General features: G+C 66.2%; 13 protein-coding genes. 8 read left to right on the top strand and 5 right to left on the bottom strand.

The window, feature by feature from the left end:
- Positions 1-132: 132 nt before the first annotated feature.
- Complete coding sequence (gene mqo / locus PKE80_RS03450) at positions 133-1,809, bottom strand: malate dehydrogenase (quinone) (RefSeq protein ID WP_271181287.1); 1,677 nt, start codon at positions 1,807-1,809, stop codon at positions 133-135.
- 304 nt (positions 1,810-2,113) lie between these two features.
- Between mqo and PKE80_RS03455 the strand changes: the two genes are divergently transcribed.
- The 3 genes from PKE80_RS03455 (at position 2,114) to PKE80_RS03465 (ending at position 6,020) form a co-directional block, all read left to right on the top strand.
- Positions 2,114-3,295: a benzoate/H(+) symporter BenE family transporter gene (locus tag PKE80_RS03455; protein WP_271181288.1), complete on the top strand. Its 1,182-nt coding sequence runs from the start codon at positions 2,114-2,116 to the stop codon at positions 3,293-3,295.
- 33 nt (positions 3,296-3,328) lie between these two features.
- Complete coding sequence (gene gltX / locus PKE80_RS03460; protein ID WP_271181289.1) at positions 3,329-4,660, top strand: glutamate--tRNA ligase; 1,332 nt, start codon at positions 3,329-3,331, stop codon at positions 4,658-4,660.
- A 331-nt stretch (positions 4,661-4,991) separates the two neighbouring features.
- The gene (locus tag PKE80_RS03465; RefSeq protein WP_271181290.1) at positions 4,992-6,020 is read left to right on the top strand and encodes an aspartate-semialdehyde dehydrogenase; all 1,029 of its coding nucleotides are present in this window, start codon (positions 4,992-4,994) and stop codon (positions 6,018-6,020) included.
- Positions 6,021-6,196: 176 nt separating this feature from the next.
- On the opposite strand, the gene PKE80_RS03470 is transcribed toward PKE80_RS03465, so the two are convergent.
- The 3 genes from PKE80_RS03470 to PKE80_RS03480 form a co-directional block, all read right to left on the bottom strand.
- Positions 6,197-6,976 carry a 3-hydroxybutyrate dehydrogenase gene (locus tag PKE80_RS03470; protein ID WP_271181291.1) on the bottom strand — a complete coding sequence of 260 codons (780 nt, stop codon included), beginning with the start codon at positions 6,974-6,976 and terminating at the stop codon, positions 6,197-6,199.
- Positions 6,973-8,142, bottom strand: coding sequence for a DUF3734 domain-containing protein (locus tag PKE80_RS03475; protein WP_271181292.1), 1,170 nt, complete (start codon positions 8,140-8,142; stop codon positions 6,973-6,975). The genes PKE80_RS03470 and PKE80_RS03475 overlap by 4 nt, the downstream gene beginning before the upstream one ends.
- Before the next feature lie 218 nt (positions 8,143-8,360).
- Positions 8,361-11,114 (bottom strand): [protein-PII] uridylyltransferase, encoded by a 2,754-nt coding sequence (locus tag PKE80_RS03480; RefSeq protein WP_271181293.1) that lies wholly within the window; start codon positions 11,112-11,114, stop codon positions 8,361-8,363.
- Between the two features lie 259 nt (positions 11,115-11,373).
- On the opposite strand from PKE80_RS03480, the gene lgt reads away from it, so the two are divergent.
- The 5 genes from lgt (at position 11,374) to PKE80_RS03505 (ending at position 16,843) form a co-directional block, all read left to right on the top strand.
- Positions 11,374-12,267: a prolipoprotein diacylglyceryl transferase gene (gene lgt, locus PKE80_RS03485; RefSeq protein ID WP_271181294.1), complete on the top strand. Its 894-nt coding sequence runs from the start codon at positions 11,374-11,376 to the stop codon at positions 12,265-12,267.
- Positions 12,267-13,328, top strand: coding sequence for a class I SAM-dependent methyltransferase (locus PKE80_RS03490; RefSeq protein WP_271181295.1), 1,062 nt, complete (start codon positions 12,267-12,269; stop codon positions 13,326-13,328). The genes lgt and PKE80_RS03490 overlap by 1 nt, the downstream gene beginning before the upstream one ends.
- Entirely contained in the window at positions 13,328-13,816 is a 489-nt protein-coding gene (locus tag PKE80_RS03495) for a DUF2306 domain-containing protein (RefSeq protein ID WP_271181296.1), read from the top strand. The genes PKE80_RS03490 and PKE80_RS03495 overlap by 1 nt, the downstream gene beginning before the upstream one ends.
- A 205-nt stretch (positions 13,817-14,021) precedes the next feature.
- Entirely contained in the window at positions 14,022-15,446 is a 1,425-nt protein-coding gene (locus PKE80_RS03500; RefSeq protein WP_271181297.1) for a M16 family metallopeptidase, read from the top strand.
- Between the two features lie 11 nt (positions 15,447-15,457).
- Complete coding sequence (locus PKE80_RS03505) at positions 15,458-16,843, top strand: M16 family metallopeptidase (protein ID WP_271181298.1); 1,386 nt, start codon at positions 15,458-15,460, stop codon at positions 16,841-16,843.
- A 135-nt stretch (positions 16,844-16,978) separates the two neighbouring features.
- Here the strand turns inward: PKE80_RS03505 and PKE80_RS03510 are convergent, their stop codons facing one another.
- Complete coding sequence (locus PKE80_RS03510; RefSeq protein ID WP_271181299.1) at positions 16,979-19,015, bottom strand: protein-disulfide reductase DsbD family protein; 2,037 nt, start codon at positions 19,013-19,015, stop codon at positions 16,979-16,981.
- Between the last annotated feature and the right edge of the window lie 23 nt (positions 19,016-19,038).

The following is a 19,038-nucleotide window of genomic DNA, read 5'->3' on the forward strand; positions in this document are numbered from 1 at the left end:
GCACCTAAATTGACTGTAAATGCGAGTCAATCGCAATAATGTAGTGCTTATGTTTCGGTCCGCTGTGCGCTCCGGATACGAAAAGGGCGGCCGGATTGCTCCGACCGCCCGAACTTTCGCGGGGTCAGATGCTTAGAGCGCCTGTTCCTCGGCGTTGAGATTGTGCCCGGCTTTGGCCTTCGGCGCCGGAGCCTTGGCGGCAGACACGAGGTCTGCTGGCACTTCCAGATAAGGCAAGTGCAGCGCGTGGCTGGTCATTCGGCGAATCTCGTTGGTGAGCGCCGGGCTGTCGTTGATCTTCCTGCCGATCGAGGGGACCATGGCGCGGATCTTGTCTGCCCAGATACCCTTGGTCTGCTGCGGGAAAGCCTTGTCCAGCACCTTGAGCATGATGCCCGGCGAGGTCGAGGCGCCCGGCGAGGCGCCGAGCAAAGCCGCGATGGTGCCGTCCTTGTCCGATACGATCTCGGTGCCGAACTGCAGGACTGCGCCCTTCTTGGGATCACGCTTGATGATCTGGACGCGCTGGCCCGCGGTGATCAGCTTCCAGTCGCTGCGCTTGGCCTGCGGAAAATACTTCACCAACTGCGCCTGACGGTCGGCGTCGGTCAGCGACGCCTGCTGGACGAGGTACTTCACGAGATCGAGGTTCTCGACGCCCACCTTGGTCATCGGCACCACATTGGTATCGTAGACCGAGTTGAACAGGTCGGTCCACGAGCCGTTCTTGAGGAACTTGGTGCTCTGCAGCGCGAAGGGACCGAACAGGGTCACCGCCTTGCCGTCGAGCTTGCGCGCGTCGAGATGCGGCACCGACATCGGCGGGGCGCCGGTCTCTGCGAGGCCATAGACCTTCACGTGATGCCTTTCGGCGACCGCCGGAGTCTCGAACGCCAGGAACTGGCCGCCGACCGGGAAACCCGCGTAGTCCTTCGCCTCGGGAATGCCCGAAAGCTGGAGGAGCTTGAGCGAGGCGCCGCCCGCACCGATGAAGACGAAGCGCGACTTGATCGTATGATCCTTGTTCGCCTTCAGGTCGTGGATCGTGACGTTCCAGGTCTTGTCGGCGTTCTGGTGCAGCCCGCGCACTTCGGTCGACAGGCCGAGGTGAAAGTTGGGGTTGCGCTGCAGCGATTGCGTCAGGCTGCGGGTGATCACGCCGAAGTTCACGTCGGTGCCCAGCGGCATGTAGGTCGCGGCGACCTTCTGCGCCGGGTCGCGGCCCTGCATCACCAGCGGCGCCCACTTCGCGATCTGCGCGTGGTCGGTGGTGTACTGCATGCCGTAGAACATCGGGTTCTTCACAAGCGCGTCGCGGCGCTTCTTCAGGTAGGCGATGTTGTCGTCACCCCACACGAAGCTCATGTGCGGCGTCGGGTTGATGAAAGCCGACGGCTCGGGCAGGCGCCCCTGGGCCACTTCGTGCGCCCAGAACTGGCGCGAGACTTCGAAGCTCTCGACGATGTCGACGGCCTTTTCGGTCTCGATCCTGCCGTTCTTTTCCGGCGTATAGTTCATTTCGGCATAACCCGAGTGGCCGGTGCCGGCGTTGTTCCAGCCGTTCGAGCTTTCCTCCGCCACATTGTCCATGCGTTCGTAGAGATGGACGTTCCAGGTCGGTTCCAGCTCCTGCAGGTAAGTGGCGAGCGTAACGCTCATGATGCCGCCGCCGACGAGGACGACGTCGACCGGCTTCTCGTTCTCGGCTTGGGGATTTCCGCCCCAGCTTACCGGGCGGAACAGGAAGGCAAGGCCCGCCACGGCCAGCACCAGAACGGCAAAGCCGATGATCTTGAGCGCCTTTTTCATGACGCCGCCTCGCTTGCGACCGCTATGGGTGAGCTTGAATGCATGGGGTTTCGCTTCTCGTATTCGTGAATTGTGTCCGGGAGACACCCGGCCGGTCGCCGGACTCGTACGGGCGCGACTATCTTCGCGAGCGAGAGGCGGGTCAAATTGTCCTATAACGGATAATTATCATTATAATACAGTATTTTAATCCTCATAGAAACATGTGATTGTGTCAATTATTGCCCTACTTGATCGAGACGTGTGCCAAAAATCGCACATCGACGCGGGTTTCTTCGAAAGGGAAATCTGTCATAGGGCGGCGATGTCTTCCCGTACGCTATTCGGCTTTCCGCCGCTCGCCGCCTGGACGTCCGCCTTCATCGCCGCTCTCGTCGGGTTCGGGGGGACCGTCGCCCTCATCGTCCAGGCCATGCGGGGCCTCGGAGCGGACGCGGGGCAAGTGGGCTCGGCGGTCACGGCGCTGTGTCTGGGCATAGCCGTTTGCGGCGCGCTGCTGTCACTGCGCCTGCGCGTTCCGGTGGTACTGGCATGGTCGACGCCGGGCGCGGCCCTGCTCGTTGCCAGTGCAGGGTCGGTCAATTGGCCGGTCGCGATCGGCGCTTTCGTGGCGGCCGCAGCGATGATGTGCATTCTTGCCGTGGTGCCTGTGCTGGAGCGGGCGGCACGCCGAATTCCGGCCTCCGTGGCTTCGGCCATGCTGGCGGGCGTGCTGCTGCCGTTCTGTCTGCAACTGTTCCGCACACTCGAAAGCGACGTGTTGCTGGTCTGCGTGTTGCTGGCGGTCTTCGTGATCGCCCGCCAGCGCTTGCCGCTCTACGCGCTGCTGCTCGTGCTGGGCGCGGGCATCGCCGTGCTGCTGCTGCGCGGCGATCTGGCCGGACACCACGGCGGCCCCTTGCTGGGCAGCCTGCAGCCCGTCGTCCCGCAATTCGACTGGCGGGCCGTGACGTCTATCGGTGTGCCGCTGTTCCTCGTGACGCTGGTGTCGCAGAACTTGCCCGGTCTCGTCGTGCTGCGTTCGGCGGGGTATGCACCGACGCCTCGCCCGCTCTTGCTGGGGACCGGCCTCGCGACGCTGGTGCTGGCTCCTTTCGGTGCGCATGGCGTGAATCTTGCGGCGATCACTGCCGCGATCTGTACGGGCTCGGACGCGCATCCCGATGCTGCAGGACGCTGGATCGTCGGCGTTATCTACGCGGGCTTCTACTTGGTACTGGCGCTGTTCTCGACGCCGCTGGTTCTGTTTTTCCTGGCGATGCCGGCTTCTGCAATCGCCGCGCTGACGGGAATCGCGCTGATCGCCCCGCTGTCGGGCGCGGTCGAGCAGATGCTGGTCGAGAAGAGCGAACGTGATGCTGCGATCCTGACGTTCGCCGCCACGGCATCGGGTGTCTCGCTGCTGGGGGTGGGCTCGGCGTTCTGGGGGCTGCTGGCGGGCTTCGCGTCGCTGGCGGCGAAGTGGGCATTTGCGCGCCGAAATTGACCTGACGGCCAGCGCCCCGTAATCGCGGGCGCCATGACCGTCACACGCTTCGCTCCCTCGCCCACCGGGCACCTTCACGTCGGCAATATCCGTACGGCGCTGCACAACTTCCTGCTCGCGAAACAGGCAGGCGGGCGTTTCCTGCTGCGCATTGACGATACCGATGCGGCGCGCTCGAAAGAGGAATATGTCGAGGCGATCCGTGCCGATCTCGCTTGGTTGGGCCTCAATCCCGAAGGCGAGGAGCGCCAGTCCGCGCGCTTTGCCGTCTACGAGGAAGGCTTCGCGAAGCTGGAAGCAGCGGGCCGGGTCTATCCGTGCTGGGAGACGCCGCAGGAACTGGATTTGCGCCGCAAGGTGCTGCTGGGCCGCGGTCTTCCGCCGATCTACGACCGCGCGGCGCTGAAGCTTTCGGCCGAGGAAAAGGCCGCGAAGATCGCTGCCGGGGACCTGCCGCACTGGCGCTTCCTGCTCGACCATGACGAGCCGATCGGCTGGGAGGACGGCGTGCGCGGAGCGCAGAAGTTCGACGCCGCGCAGATGAGCGATCCCGTCGTGCGCCGCGCCGACGGCTCGTGGCTCTACATGCTGCCCTCGGTGATCGACGACATCGCCATGGGCGTCACCGGCATCCTGCGCGGCGAGGACCATGTGTCCAACACGGCCGCGCAGGTGCAGATGTTCACCGCGCTCGGCGCTCCGGTGCCTGCGTTCGCGCACGAGGCGCTGCTGGTGGGCACCGAGGGGAAGCTGTCGAAGCGTCTCGGCTCGCTGGGCGTCGCGCATCTGCGGGAAGTCGGGATCGAGCCGCAGGCGCTGGTGGCGCTGCTCGGGCGGCTTGGGACGAGCGATCCGGTCGATACGGCGCTGGGGCTGGAGGAGCTGGCGGGGGCCTTTGATCTTTCGCACTTCGGCCGCGCACCGGCGCGGTTCGACGAGGCGGAACTGGAGCGCGTCAACGCGGCCGTGGTCCATGCGCTCAGCTTCGATGCCGTGGCCGCGCGGCTGCCCGAGGGGATGGACGCGGCGGCTTGGGAAGCGATTCGTCCGAACCTCGCCAAAGTGGGCGAGGCGGCCGACTGGTGGGCGGTCGTGACCGGGCCGGTGGCTGCGGGGGATATGTCCGATGAGGACCGGGCCTATTGCGCGCAGGCGTGCGATACGTTGGCCGGGCTGGAGTGGGGCGAGGGGATTTGGAAGGCGCTGACAGGGGCGCTCAAGGACGCCACCGGACGCAAGGGTAAGGCGCTGTTTCTGCCTTTGCGGCAGGCACTTACGGGGATGGAGCATGGGCCCGACATGGGCGCGCTGCTGCCGTTGATCGGGCGCGATGCGGCGTTGGAGCGGCTGCAGGGGGCCGCGTAAAACGCGGGGGCTTCGACAAGCTCAGCCTGAGCGGAATTCCAAATTGGTCTATCGACGCCGCTCAGGCTGAGCCTGTCGAAGCCCCCGCTGCACGCGCAACATAAATTCCATTTACACCGACCGCGCTTGCCGCTAGTGGCGCGCTCATGTTCGTGAAGCCGATCATTATTACCACCCCGAAACCGACCGCGTCCGCGCGGTGGGCGTCGGTGTGCTGGTACTGAACGGCACGGAGCGACACTCACCCCGCACTTAACGGCACGCGGGGCTCTCCTAACGAAGACACCAGACCCTCGCGCTGCTCCACTACCAGGTAGGAGACGCATAGGTCATGGCAGCTAAGTTTACCCCCGGTCAGAAGCTCAACGTCGGCGTCGTCGGCGCGACCGGGCTCGTCGGTTCGATGATCCGCGAGATCCTCGCCGAGCGCAATTTCCCCGTCGCCCAGCTTCGCCTCTTCGCTTCGGCCCGTTCGGCGGGCAAGGCAATCGACGGCGTGGTCGTCGAGGATGCGGCGACCGCCGATTTCTCGGGGCTCGACGTCGTGCTGTTTTCTGCCGGTGGTTCGACCGCCAGGGAACTTGCGCCCAAGGCCGCTGCGGCGGGGGCGATCGTGATCGACAACTCCTCGGCGTTCCGTTCGGACCCGGAGGTGCCGCTGGTCGTCGCCGAGGTGAACCCGCATGCGCTGGCGAACCTGCCCAAGGGCATCGTCGCCAACCCCAACTGCACCACCATGGCGGCGATGCCGGTGCTGCGTCCGCTCCATGACGAGGCTGGGCTCAAGCGCCTGATCGTCTCGACCTATCAGGCGGTGTCGGGCGGTGGTCTCGAAGGCATCGAGGTGCTGGCCAGCCAGATCGAGCACGTCGGCGACCGTACCCGCGAACTCGCCGCCGGCGATACCGCGCCGCTGCTGCCCGAGGCGAAGAAGTGGGCGGTGCCGATGGCGCACAACGTCGTGCCGCTGAACTACGTCTATGCCGAGGACGGCTACACCGAGGAAGAGATCAAGCTGCGCGACGAAAGCCGCAAGATCCTCGAAATCCCTGGTCTGCCGGTTTCGGGTACGTGCGTGCGCGTGCCGGTGTTCACCGGCCACTCGCTCTCGATCAATGCCGAGTTCGAGCGTCCCGTCAGCGTCGAGCGTGCGCTCGAACTGCTGGGCAGCGCGCCGGGCGTGGTGGTGACCGAAGTGCCCAACCCGCTGGAAGCCACCGGCAAGGATCCGGTCTTCGTTGGCCGCGTGCGCAAGGATCCGGGCGTGGAGAACGGCCTCGCGCTGTTCCTGTCGAACGACAACCTGCGCAAGGGCGCGGCGCTCAACGCGGTGCAGATCGCCGAAGCGCTGATCGGGTAAAGTGACAAGGCGAGCGGTCGAGAGCGGCCGCTCGCCATTTTCTCTTTGACGTCATCCCCGCGAAGGCGGGAACCCATCTGATGCCTTACCGCATTGCCCGGTCATCAATTGGGTCGCCGCCTTCGCGGGGATGACAGAGAGCAAGGGGATGAGAAAGCTGCGCGGCGCGCTTCCTCTTACTCCATGAACCAGCCGTGGCTCGCCACCAGCGACTGGCCGGTCAGCGCGTTGGTCGGGAAGCCGGCAAAGAACAGCGCCACCTGCGCGATATCGTCCACGGTGGTGAACTCGCTGTCGACGGTGCCGCCCAGCATCACGCGGGCGACGACTTCGTCCTCGGAAATACCCAGTTCCTTGGCCTGCTCGGGGATCTGCTTGTCCACCAGCGGGGTGCGCACGAAGCCGGGGCAGATCACGTTGGTGCGCACGCCCTTCTTGCCGCCTTCCTTGGCGATCACGCGGGAGAGGCCCAGCAGACCGTGCTTGGCGGTGACATAGGCGCTCTTGAGCGGGCTCGCCTCCTTGGAGTGCACCGAACCCATGAAGATCACCGAGCCCGACCCTTGCGCGTACATGTGCGGCAGCACCGCCTTCGAGGTGAGGAACGCACCGTCGAGGTGGATCGCCAGCATCTTCTTCCAGTCGGAATAGGCGTAGTTCTCCACCGGGTTGACGATCTGGATGCCGGCGTTGGAGACCAGCACGTCCACCGTGCCCCAGGCCGCGACGACTTTGGCGACGCCGTCGTTCACCTGCTCCTCGCTGGTGACGTCCATCGCCACGGCCATGGCCTGCCCGCCGCTGGCGACGATGTCGTCTGCGGCCTTCTGCGCCGCTTCGAGGTTGAGGTCGGCGATCACCACCCTGCCGCCTTCGCCGGCGTAGATGTCGGCGATGGCCTTGCCGATGCCGCTGGCGGCGCCGGTGACGATGCAGACCTTGTCCTTGAGCTTCATGCTGCTGCTCCATTTGAAGAATTCGAGGCGAGGGGATGTTTCAGGCGGCCGCCCGCACGGTCTCCGGCAAGGTCGAAAGTCACGATTTCATCGGGGTCGATGTCGCGGTTCACCCAGTCCGGATGGCGCAGCGAATGCTCGGCGTCGACATGGCCGCAATGCCAGTGCTCGTCGATGGTCAGGCGCGAAAACTCGTAGTCCTTGGAGTTCGTCTCGTAACCGTGCGCGCGGTTGATGAGGTGCATCACCGCGACCGCGCCTGCCGGGCGGCAGTCGAGCAGGCGGGCGAGATCGGGGTCGTCCTGGAATTCCTCGGGCAGTCTGCGGGCGAGGCGCTTGGCGGCGGCGCGCAGTTTCTGGAGGGCTTTCGAGGTGTCGGTATTGAGCCGGGTGCGGCTGGAAAAGCGGATGTCCTTCTCGCGCTGGGCGATGTCGGCCATCGAGGTCGGGATGATCCCGCGCGAGGAGAACAGGTCCACCTGGTAGACGTTCATCTCCTGCATCGAACGGTTGTCGAGCACGTATTGCAGCGGCGTGTTGGAGACGAGGCCGCCGTCCCAGTACCATTCGCCGTCGATTTCCACCGGCGGGAAGCCCGGGGGCAGGGCGCCGCTCGCCATGATGTGCTCGGGGCCGATGGTGCGCTCGGTATTGTCGAAGTAGGCGAAGTTGCCCTTGAGCATGTTGACGGCGCCGACGCTGAAGCGGGTTTCCGCACTGTTGAGGCGTTCGAAATCGACGAGGTCGAGGAGCGTCTGGCGCAGCGGCGCGGTGTCGTAATAGCTCAGGCGCGAAAGATGGTTCGGCCACTCGGGCAAAGGCATCGGCCAGCGCGGGGTGAAGAAGCCGGGCAGGCCCATCGTGGCGGCATATTGCGCCGAAGCCTCGTTGAAGGCGCGGCGGGCGAAGCCGATCGGTTCGTCGAGGCGGTACTGCAGTTCGCGCGAGATGCCATGCCAGAACTTCTTGAGTGCGGGGATGCGGTCCCGAGGGGCGTTTCCGGCGATCAGGGCGGCGTTGATCGCGCCGATGGATATGCCCGCGACCCAGTCGGGAGCGATATCACGTGTCGCCAGCGCTTCGTAAACGCCCGCCTGATAAGCGCCGAGGGCTCCGCCGCCCTGCAGCACGAGTACGGATTGGGGATCGGGGTCAGGTGCGTTCACGGCGCCGTCCTGTCTGAGAGGAACCTGTTGCGGTGCAACATGTGGGGCAGTGTGCGGTTTCTTTCAATGTGCATTTGCGAGAGGTTGCGAAAGCGCCCAACCCTGCTGCGACTAGGGCCTGTGGCCCAAGTCTCGCGCCCCTCCCGCAAGCGGGAGGGGTAGCGTGTCGTTGTTCTCCCCGCCCGCTTGCGGGAAGGGCTGGGGGTGGGATCTTCTCCTCACGCCACCGCTTCCTCCAGGCTCGGCTCGCTGGTGGCCTCCAGCAGTCGCCGCTCGATCGCCTTTATGCGCGGAGCGGCGGTGATCTTCTCGCCCAGCAGGTCCGTCACGTAGAAGGTGTCCGCCGCCCGTTCGCCATATGTCGCGATATGGGCCGAGTGGACCATCAGCTTGGATTCGAACAGCGCATGCGCCAGCCGGTTGAGCAGCGCCGGGCGGTCGCGCGCGTTGATCTCGACCACGGTGAAGCGGTTCGACGCCTTGTTGTCGAACACGACGCGCGGGCGCACGTCGAAGGCGTCGGCGCGCGGGCGCGCGTCAGGCTTGGCGACCAGCTGCGGCAGGATCTTGATGCGATTGGCGAGCGCGTTCTCGATGGTGAGTTCGAGGCGGCGCAGCTGCCCGTACTCCATGAACGGGCGGCCCAGCGGGTCCTGCACAAGGAAGTTGTCGACCGCGCGGCCGGTGCGGGTGGTGTGGATGCGCGCGTCGATGATGTTGCCGCCCGCCAGATGGATGCCCCCGGCGATGCGGTAGAACAGGCCGGGGTGGTCCGAGGCGATCACGGTCACCAGCGTCGCCCCGCGGGCCGGGTAATATTCGGTCGAGATCGATAGCGGTTCGTCGTCCGAAGCATCGAGCTGGATGAGGTTGCGGGCGATGACGTCTTCGGGCTCGGCGATCCAGTAGGCGTCGCCGAGGATCGCGCCGACCTTCTCGACCAGTGCGGCATAGGCGCCCCCCATCGCCTCGACCGCGGCCTTCTTGGCCTCGACCCGCTTGGGACGGCCGAATTCGGCATGGCCCAGACGCAGGCGTTCCTCGGCTGCGCCGTAGAGCGTGGCGATCAGCTGGCGTTTCCACGAATTCCAGGTGCCCGGCCCAACCGCGCGGATGTCGACGATGGTGAGCACCGTCAGCTGGCGCAGGCGATCGACCGACTGCACGACCTCGACGAAGTCGGCGATGGTCTTGCCGTCCGACAGATCGCGCTTCATCGCGGTGGCGGAGAGCAGCAGGTGATGGCGCACCAGCCAGGAGACCAGCTCGGTCTCCTCCTCGTCCAGCCCGAAGCGCGGACACAGCTTGAGCGCGATCTCTGCGCCCAGCACCGAGTGGTCGCCCTTGCGGCCCTTGGCGATATCGTGGAGCAGCACCGAGACGTAGAGCGCCCGTCGCGAGCGGACCTTGTGGATCACTTCATGCGCGAGGGGATGGTCGTCCTTCAGCTCGCCCTTCTCGATGCGCGAGACGAGGCCGATGGCGCGGATGGTGTGCTCGTCCACCGTGTAGTGGTGGTACATGTCGAACTGCATCTGCGCGTTGACGCGGCCGAATTCGGTGACGAAGCGGCCGAACACCCCCGCCTCGTTGAAACTGCGCAGCGCGACTTCGGGGTTCCGGCGGCTGGTGAGCAGTTCCATGAACAGCTCGTTGGCGCGCTTGTCGTGCCGCACGTCGTCCTTGATCAGCGCGGCATCGCGCGAGATCAGGCGCAGTGTTTCGGGGTGGATTTCCAGGCCTTCGCGCTCGGCGAGGACGAAGATCTCGATCATCCGGACCGGATCGCTCTCGAACCAGTCGTCCGAGGGCGCGCGCAGACGGCCGCCGAACACCTTGTAGCCCTTGAGCAGCCGTTCGCGGGCGCGAAAACCCGCCAGCAGCCCGCGCGGCTGGCGCTTGGCGAACTGCTCGTCGAGCTGCGCGAGGAACACGCCGGTCAGGCTGCCGACGACCTTGGCCTGCAGGAAGAACATCTGCATGAACCGTTCGACCGCGCTCTTGCCGGGCCGGTCGGAGAAGTTCATGCGCGCCGCCACCTCGCGCTGGAGATCGAAGGTCAGGCGGTCTTCCGCGCGGCGGGTGATGGTGTGAAGGTGGCAGCGCACCGCCCAGAAGAAATTCTCGGCGCGGCGGAAACTGCGGTATTCCTTGGCCGTCAGCAGCCCCACGTCGACCAGTTCGGCGGGGGAGCGGACCTTGTGGATGTACTTGCCGATCCAGTAGAGCGCGTGAAGGTCCCGCAAGGAGCCCTTGCCCTCCTTGACGTTGGGCTCGACGACGTAGCGGCTGTCGCCCATGCGCTTGTGGCGTTCCTCGCGCTCGGCCAGCTTTTCCACCACGAACTGGCGTTCGGTGCCGGAGACGACGTCCTTGAAGAAGCGGGCGCGGGCCTCCTCGTACAAGTCCTGATCGCCCCAGACGTAGCGGCCTTCCAGCATCGCGGTGCGGATCGTCAGGTCCGACTTCGACATGCGCACCATGTCGTCGAGCGAGCGGCTGGAATGGCCGATCTTGAGCGACAGATCCCACAGGAAATAGAGCATCGCCTCGATCACCTGCTCGCACCACGGCGTCTGCTTGATCGGGGTGAGGAACGCGATGTCCACGTCGGAATGGGGGGCCATCTCGCCGCGGCCATAGCCGCCCACCGCCATGATCGTCAGCCGCTCGCCCTTGGAGCGGTTTCCGGCCGGGTAGACGTTGGTGACGATGTGATCGTGGATCACGCGGATCAGCTGGTCGGTCAGGAACGCCTGCGCCTCGGCGACCTCGTGCCCGGCCGAGGGCTTGGCGTCGAGGCGGCGGGCGATTTCCGCGCGTCCGTCGGCCAGCGCGGTGCGCAGCGTTTCGACGATATAACGCCGTCCCTTGGCGGCGCCGTAGGCATCCACCAGCTTCTCGATCGTCTGCACAAGTTCGCGCCGGTCGATCACGGAACGCGGGGAGGGGATTCGGATCACGCTGCTCATGCGACCTGACTTAGAGACTGCCTTGGAATTGGGGAAGTATTCGTCGTTCCGGACTTTTGTGCCCGAGCAGACTTCGACAAGCTCAGCCTGAGCGGAATGGAGAGGTTCACCGCTAACCCCGCTCACCCTGAGCTTGTCGAAGGGTCGCAGCGCAACTTGTCGAAGCCCCATCCATACCGCGTGAAAATGAAAACTCGGCTACCATCGGGCAGCGGGCTATGCCAGAAGGCCGCCCGATGAAGCATACGAGGTCGTCCACTTGTCCCTGACACTGCTTGCCGCCGCCGCCCAGGCGCCAGAGCCCATCTACTGGGTCAACCTCGGCCTCAAGAACTACCTGTTCCGCATCGGTAGTTTCGAGCTGCGCTGGTATTCGCTGGCCTATCTGGCAGGCATCGTGCTGGGCTATTGGCACTTGTCGAGGATGATCCGCGAGCCCGGCGCCCCGCTGGCGCAGCGCCATGCCGACGACCTGTTCTTCTACTGCACCGTCGGCATCATCCTTGGCGGACGCCTCGGCTATGCCACGTTCTACACCGGCGGCAGTTCCGATATCCCGAGCCTGTGGCTGCATCCGGCCGAGCTGGTGAAGCTGTGGCACGGCGGCATGAGCTTCCATGGGGGCCTCATCGGCGTGATCCTGGCGATGGCCTGGGTTTCGTGGCGCAACCAGCTGAGCCTGATCCGGGTGGCGGACTTCGTGTCGGTCTGCGTGCCCTTCGGCATGCTGTTCGGCCGCCTCGCCAACTTCGTGAACGGCGAACTGTGGGGCCGCGTCGTCTCCGGGCCGCTGCCCTGGGCGATGGTCTTCCCCGACGCCGGGCCGCTGCCGCGCCACCCCAGCCAGCTTTACGAAGCCGGGCTCGAGGGCCTGCTGATGATCGTCGTCATGCTCACGCTCTACTGGAAGACGCGCGCGCGCTTCCGGCCCGGCCTGCTGGTCGGCGTCTTCACCACCGGCATCGCCTCAGCCCGGTTCATCGTCGAGTTCTTCCGCGAGCCTGACGCCCAGCTGCAGCGCTTCGCGCAAGTCACCGGCCTGTCGATGGGCCAGTGGCTGACGATCCCGCTGATCCTGCTCGGCCTGTTCCTGATCGCCCGCGCGCTGACCAAGCCCGAACTGTCGACCCGGCGACCGATCGAGATAACCTGATGAGCGACGAAGCCGGGGGCGAAGACTCTCTGGCAGCCGTCTTCCGGCGGCTGATCGCCAATTACGGGCCGATTTCGCTCCAGCAGTACATGGGCGAATCGAACGCCCGCTATTACTCGGGCAAGGATCCGCTGGGCGGCGCGGGCGATTTCGTCACCGCGCCCGAGATCAGCCAGATGTTCGGCGAACTGATCGGCCTGTGGCTGACCGACATCTGGATGCGCGCGGGTTCGCCGGAAACGGTGCACTACGTCGAACTTGGCCCCGGTCGCGGCACTCTGGCGCGCGATGCGCTGCGGGTCATGCGCAAGCAGGGACTGAGCCCTGAGGTTCATCTTGTCGAGGGCTCGGAAGCCCTGCGCGCCGAGCAGCGCAAGACAGTGCCCGATGCCCGGTGGCACGACGACATGGACAGCCTGCCCACCGACGCACCGCTGCTGCTGGTCGGCAACGAGTTCCTCGACACCCTCCCGGTGCGCCAGATGGTGAAGACAGCGGCAGGCTGGCGCGAACGCATGGTTGGCCTCGAAGGCCACCGCTTCGTGCCGGTCGCCGGCGACCGCCCGATGGACGCCGCCGTCCCCCAGGTATGGCTCGAAGCGCCCGAGCAGACTCTGATCGAGACGTGCCCCGGCGCGGCCGCCGTGGTCGACGAGATCGCCCGCCGCCTTCAGGGGCAGGGCGGGGCGGCGCTGCTGATCGACTATGGCTACGCCGAAAAGCGCACCGGCTCGACCTTGCAGGCGATCCGCGCGCATAAGAAGGTCGATCCCTTCGCGCTTCCGGGCGAAGCGGACCTGACCTGCCTCGTCGATTTCGCCACGATGGCCGAAGTCGCCGTCGCGGGCGGAGCGCGCCATCTCGGCACGGTGACGCAAGGGGCGTTCCTGCGCGCGCTCGGCATCGAAACGCGCGCCGCGCAACTTTGCGCTGTTGCACCGCAACAATCTTCTGCCATAAACTCCGACAAGGATCGGCTGATCGACGAGGGGCAGATGGGGCAATTGTTCAAGGTCATGGGGCTGGCCGCACACGGCTGGCCCGGTGGCGCAGGCTTCTGATGGCCAGCGTTGCCAGGTCCATCGTCCCCGATCGGCTTGAGAAGCTGCTCGGGGCACTGGCGCTCGTCATGCTGGGGTTCGTCGTGGTCGCGGTGCTCAAGGGCATGGCGGAGTGGGCGAACATCCCCGGCGTCATTTGGCTGCACTTGTTCACGATCGTCGTGGCGCTGGCGCTGACGCCGGTGCTGCTGTGGAAGCGGCGGGGCACGCCCGGCCACCGTGCGCTCGGCTATGCCTGGGCGGCGGCGATGTTCCTCACCGCCGTCGACAGCCTGTTGGTGACGACCAAGCCTGGCCATTTCAGCCTGATCCATATCCTCTCGGTCTTCACCATCGTCATGGTGCCGGTTCTGGTGCTCGCCGCCCGCAAGGGCAACGTGACGCGCCATCGCCGCACGGTGCGCGGGCTGATCATCGGCGCGCTGCTGATTGCGGGCTTCTTCACCTTCCCGTTCGACCGGCTGCTAGGGCACTGGCTGTTCAGCTGAGCGAGTGCGCTTCCCCCCAGGGGTCGTCTTGCTTCACTGCGCTCGCAATGACGAGGGGAGAGGGCAAGCCGTTCGTCGATGGGGCAATGTCGCTTGTCGATTGCAAACCGGCCGCTTGCGGATAGTCTGGCACGCTCAAGCGGTTGCGCCACGGGCTTGCCTGCCGGGGCGCATCAACAGGGACACATCCGGGAGCACCATCGCCATGAGATTCGGCACCGTTCGTCGCGCCGTTCTGCTAGCCGCCGCCTCGCTGGCGCCGCTTTCCGCCTCGCCCGTGCTGGCGGCTCCCAAGGTCGCCGCAGCCCCGGCGCCCGCAAAGACACAAGTGCCGGTCGAGTACCACAAGCTCGCCAACGGCCTGAAAGTGGTGATCTCACCAGACCATTCGGTGCCCACTGCCACCGTCGGCGTCTATTACGGTATCGGTTTTCGCATCGAGCCCAAGGACCGCACCGGCTTCGCGCACCTGTTCGAGCACATGATGTTCCAGGGCTCGAAGAACCTCGGCAAGGCGGAATTCATCGGCCTCGTCAACGCCAACGGCGGCGTACTCAACGGCTCGACCCGGTTCGACTTCACGAACTATTACGAGGCGATCCCCAGCAACACGACCGAGACCTTCCTGTGGGCCGAGGCGGACCGCATGAAGGGCCTCGACATCACGCAGGACAACCTCACCAACCAGCAGGGCGTGGTGAAGAACGAGGTCAAGGTCAACGTCATCAACCAGCCCTATGGCGGCTTCCCGTGGTTGGACCTGCCGCAGCTGGCCAACACCAACTGGTACAACGCGCATAATTTCTACGGCGATCTCAAGGAGATCGACGCAGCGACGCTGACCGACGTGCAGCAGTTCTTCAAGGATTACTACGCGCCCAACAACGCCGTGCTGGTCGTCGCGGGCGACGTCGATCCGAAGCAGGTCATGGCCTGGACCGAGAAGTATTTCGGGCCGATCCCGGCCTCGGGCGCGCTCAAGTTCCCCGACATCTCCGAGCCGCGCCAGACGGCGGAGAAGCGCTCCGAAAAGACCGACCCGCTCGCGCCGCAACCGGCGCTGGCATGGGCCTATCACGTCCCGCCCAAGAACACGCCCGAGTGGGCAGCGATGCGGCTGATCGACCTGATGCTGATCCAGGGCGCGGACAGCCGGCTGACGCGGGTGCTGGTCAACCAGAAGGGCTATTCGGGCAACGTCTCGGGCGGGATCAACTGGCCGCTCGGCAGCGCCTACGACTACAATGGCCCGATGCTGTGGTCGGCATTCCTGATCCACGGGCCGGAAGTGACCGACGACGCCATCCTCGCCGACATCGACGCGGTGGTGAAGGACCTGCAGGACACCCTCGTCACTCCGGCCGAGCTTGCCCGTGCCAAGACCAAGGCGCGATCCGAAATCTACGATACCGTGGGCGATGGCTACCGCTTCGGGCTGGTCAACCTGCTCGCCAGCTTCGCGCTGTTCGACGACGATCCGGGGCGGATCAACCGGATGGAGGCGGAGATCGAGAAGGTCACGCCCGAACTGATCCGCAAGACCGCGCGTGAATACCTGCGTTCGACCAACCGTACCGTGATCAGCCTGAAGCCCGGCGCCGTCGCCGCGGCTCCGGCGGCCGCGAAGTGAGGGAGGGCATCATGATCCGGAATCTTCTCCTCTGCACCGCCGCGCTGGCGCTGACCGCCGCTCCTGCTTTGGCAAAGGAAGCGCCGCCCGCCCCGGCCGCGCCCAAACCCTTCGCTCTGCCGCCGCTGACCGAGTTCACGCTCGCCAACGGCATGAAGGTGACGATGGCCCAGCACGGCAACGTGCCCAAGGTCACGATCGTCGCCAGCGTACGCACCGGCAACATCGACGACGGCCAGAACGTCTGGCTCGCCGACCTCACCGGCGCCCTGATGCAGAAGGGCGCAGGGGGCCGCGACGCCTCGCAGCTGGCCGAAGCGGCTGCCGGGATGGGCGGTTCGCTGGCGCTGTCCACCGGGCTCGATTCCAGTTCGGCGATGATCGACGTGCTGGGCGAATCGACTCCCGAAGCCGTCGCCCTCGTCGCCGACCTGCTCCAGCGCCCCGACTTCAAGGCCGAGGAGCTGGAGAAGGTCCGCGCTGACATGCTGCGCAACCTGATGGTCGCGAAGTCCACCCCCGGCTCGATCGCGTCCGAGGCCTTTTCGGCGGCGCTGTACCCTGAGCATCCCTATGGCCGCACCTTCCCGACGCCGCAGCAGCTGTCGGGCTACACGCTGGAGCAGATCAAGGCGTTCCATGCCGCCAACTTCGGCGCCGCGCGAACGCACCTCTACATCGTCGGCCGCTTCGATCCGGCGACGGTGCGCGCGGCGGTCGAGAAGGCGTTCGGTGGCTGGGCGGCGGGCGCTGCGCCCACTGCATTGCCCGTGCCCGCCGAGCCCGCGCCCAGGGTCGTGCTGATCGACCGCCCCGGCGCGCCGCAGTCGACCGTGTGGATCGGCAAGCGGGTTGCCAAGCCCGGATACGACATGGATTTCCGCGCCACCAACACGCTGCTGGGCGGTTATTTCTCCTCGCGCATCACCCGCAACATCCGCGAGGACAAGGGTTACACCTATTCGCCAAGCGCCTCGCTCTCGCAGCGGGTGCAGGGCGCGTTCTGGGTGGAGGATGCGGACATCACCGCCGAATCGACCGGGCCTGCGATCACCGAGATCTACAAGGAGATCCGGCGCATGCAGGACACCCTGCCGACGCCGGGCGAAGTGCAGGGCATCCGCAACTACATGAACGGGACGTTCGTGCTGGGCCTGTCCTCGCGCGATGGGCTGGCGGGATCGCTGGCGAACCTCGACGTGCAGGGGCTGGGGGTGGACTACCTCAACGGCTACGTCGGCCGGGCGAGCGCGCTCACGGCGGCGGATTTCCAGACCGCCGCGAAGCGGGAGCTGCCGGTGGACAAGCTGAGCGTTGTGATTGTCGGACCGCTGGAGAGCGTGCGTACACAGCTTGAGAAAGTGCCGGAGATCGCGGCGAACCTGCCGAAGAAGTAAGCGTGATGGCACACCGTCGTCCCGGACTTGATCCGGGACCGGTGGCTATCTTTAGGTGGGCGCTGCCGCGCCGGGCGCCCTGAAGCTATGTGGGCTGTTCACTGCCAGCGGTCCCGGATCAAGTCCGGGACGACGTCATCTTGCCTTTTCCTCCAGCAGCGCGGGCGTAAGCACCTGAGGCAGTGTTTCGGCGTGCCCGTCGCGGCCATACCAGACGTAAAGGGGAACCCCCGCCGCGCCCTGTTCGGTGAGGTAGCGGGTGATCGCCGGATCGCGCCGGGTCCAGTCGCCGCGCAGCACCACGACCCCGGCCTTTTCGAAGGCGGCGCGGGTGTCCTCGCGCTCGATCGCGGCGGCTTCGTTGACCTTGCAGGTGAGGCACCAGTCGGCGGTCATCCACACGAAGACCGGCTTGCCGCTCGCGCGTGCCCTCGCCAGCGCCTCGGGCGAGAAGGGTCTGGCCTTGATGATCGAGGCTTCCTCTTGCGCCTGCGGGCGCGGCTCGGGCATCGTCAGCACGCCGACCGCCAGTACCGCCAGCGTCGCGAAAGCGGGCATGAGCGCGCGCTTTCCGCCTCGCTGCGCGCGTCCGACGAGGCCTAGCAGCGCCAGCACCAGCGCGGCCAGCGCGGCGACATAGGCGAGCGAGGCCGAGCCGCCGAGGCGCCAGATCAGCCACGCCAGCGCCAGCGCAGTCAAACCCATCGGCACGGCCATGACCCGCCGGAACGTCACCATCCATCGGCCCGGCCGGGGCAGGCGTGCGCGCAGGGCGGGCACGAAGGCGACGGCGAGGAACGGCAGCGCGATGCCGAGACCGAGCGTCGCGAACAGCGCCATTGCGGGCACGACCGGCAGCAGCAGCGCCGCGCCCATGGCGCTCGCCATGAACGGGCCGGTGCAGGGCGTCGCGACGAACGCGGCGAGCAGGCCGGTCGCGAAGGCTCCCTGCGGAGAGCCTGCCGAGGCGAAGCCCGGAACGGAAAACTCGAACAGACCCAGCAGGTTGGCGGTGATCGCGACCGCCAGCGCGAAGAGCGCGACGACGACGACCGGCTCCTGCAACTGGAAGGCCCAGCCGACCTGCTCGCCGCCAGCCCGCAGCGCCAGCAGCGCTGCGCCGAGGCCGAGGCAGGCGAGGATCACGCCCGCCGCGTAAGCCAGTCCCTCGATCCGCGCATGGGCCTCGCTTTCGCCCGCGCGGGCGAGGCTGAGGGCTTTGAGCGAAAGGATCGGGAAGACGCAGGGCATCACGTTGAGCAGCAGTCCGCCCGCCAGAGCCGCCAGCAGCAACCAAGGCAGGGCGGGGAGCTTGGGCGCTTCGCTTCCGACCAGCATGGTGCCGCCGCTCGGCACCGGGCCGGGTTTTGCGGTGAGGGCGATGCCGTTGCCTGCGGCGTCGAGGCGCAGGACGGCGTCGAATCCTGCGGCATTCTGCGGGGCGAAGCGGGCGCGGGGGATCGTTACCAGCAGCATGTCGCCCTTGCGTGCGAAAGCTTGCGGAGCAGCATAGTCGATCAGTTTGTCCTGGCCGACGAAGAGGTGTGGGGCCTGCAGCGGCACCGACGCCGGGAGCGGGATGGCAAGGCGCAACGTCTTGTCATTCAACGAAAAAGTGGCCGGAGCATCGAGCGGCGCGGGCAGGCGCTGGGTCCATGTGTCGAAGCGCGGATCATGCGGCGCACCGGGCACGATCTCGGCCGCGAGTTCGGCGCGTTCGGGGACGCAGATCTGCTCGGTGCAGGCCAGCCACTGAGCCTTCACGCGCACCGGAATCCGCCCTTTTTCGGCAGGAACGGTGACCGGCACCAGCACCGCGTACTCGCTTTCGTAGACGTGGTTCATCAGGCCCTGAACCACCAGCGTCTGCGGCACCGGATAGCGCGGCTGCCCCGTTTTCACGCCCTCAGGCAGGTCCCACGACAACTGCATCCCAAGACCCGCATCGCCCGGATTGAGCCAGTATCCATGCCATCCCGCTTCGGGCGTCATGCGAATGGCGAGGGTGGTCTTGCCGTCCTTCACCGGCCCCGCGAGCAATTCCGCCGCGATATGCGTGGGGGCTTGCGAGGACGCTGCATGAGCGGGCACACAAAGGGACACAACGGCACTCAACAGCACCATGAGATGACACAGAACTGTCACAGGCAGTCGGTAGCGGCGCTTTTGCATGGTGCTCCGTGAGGTTAGGCGAG

This window comes from Novosphingobium resinovorum (genome assembly GCF_027922145.1).
Classification (GTDB): Bacteria; Pseudomonadota; Alphaproteobacteria; order Sphingomonadales; family Sphingomonadaceae; genus Novosphingobium; species Novosphingobium resinovorum.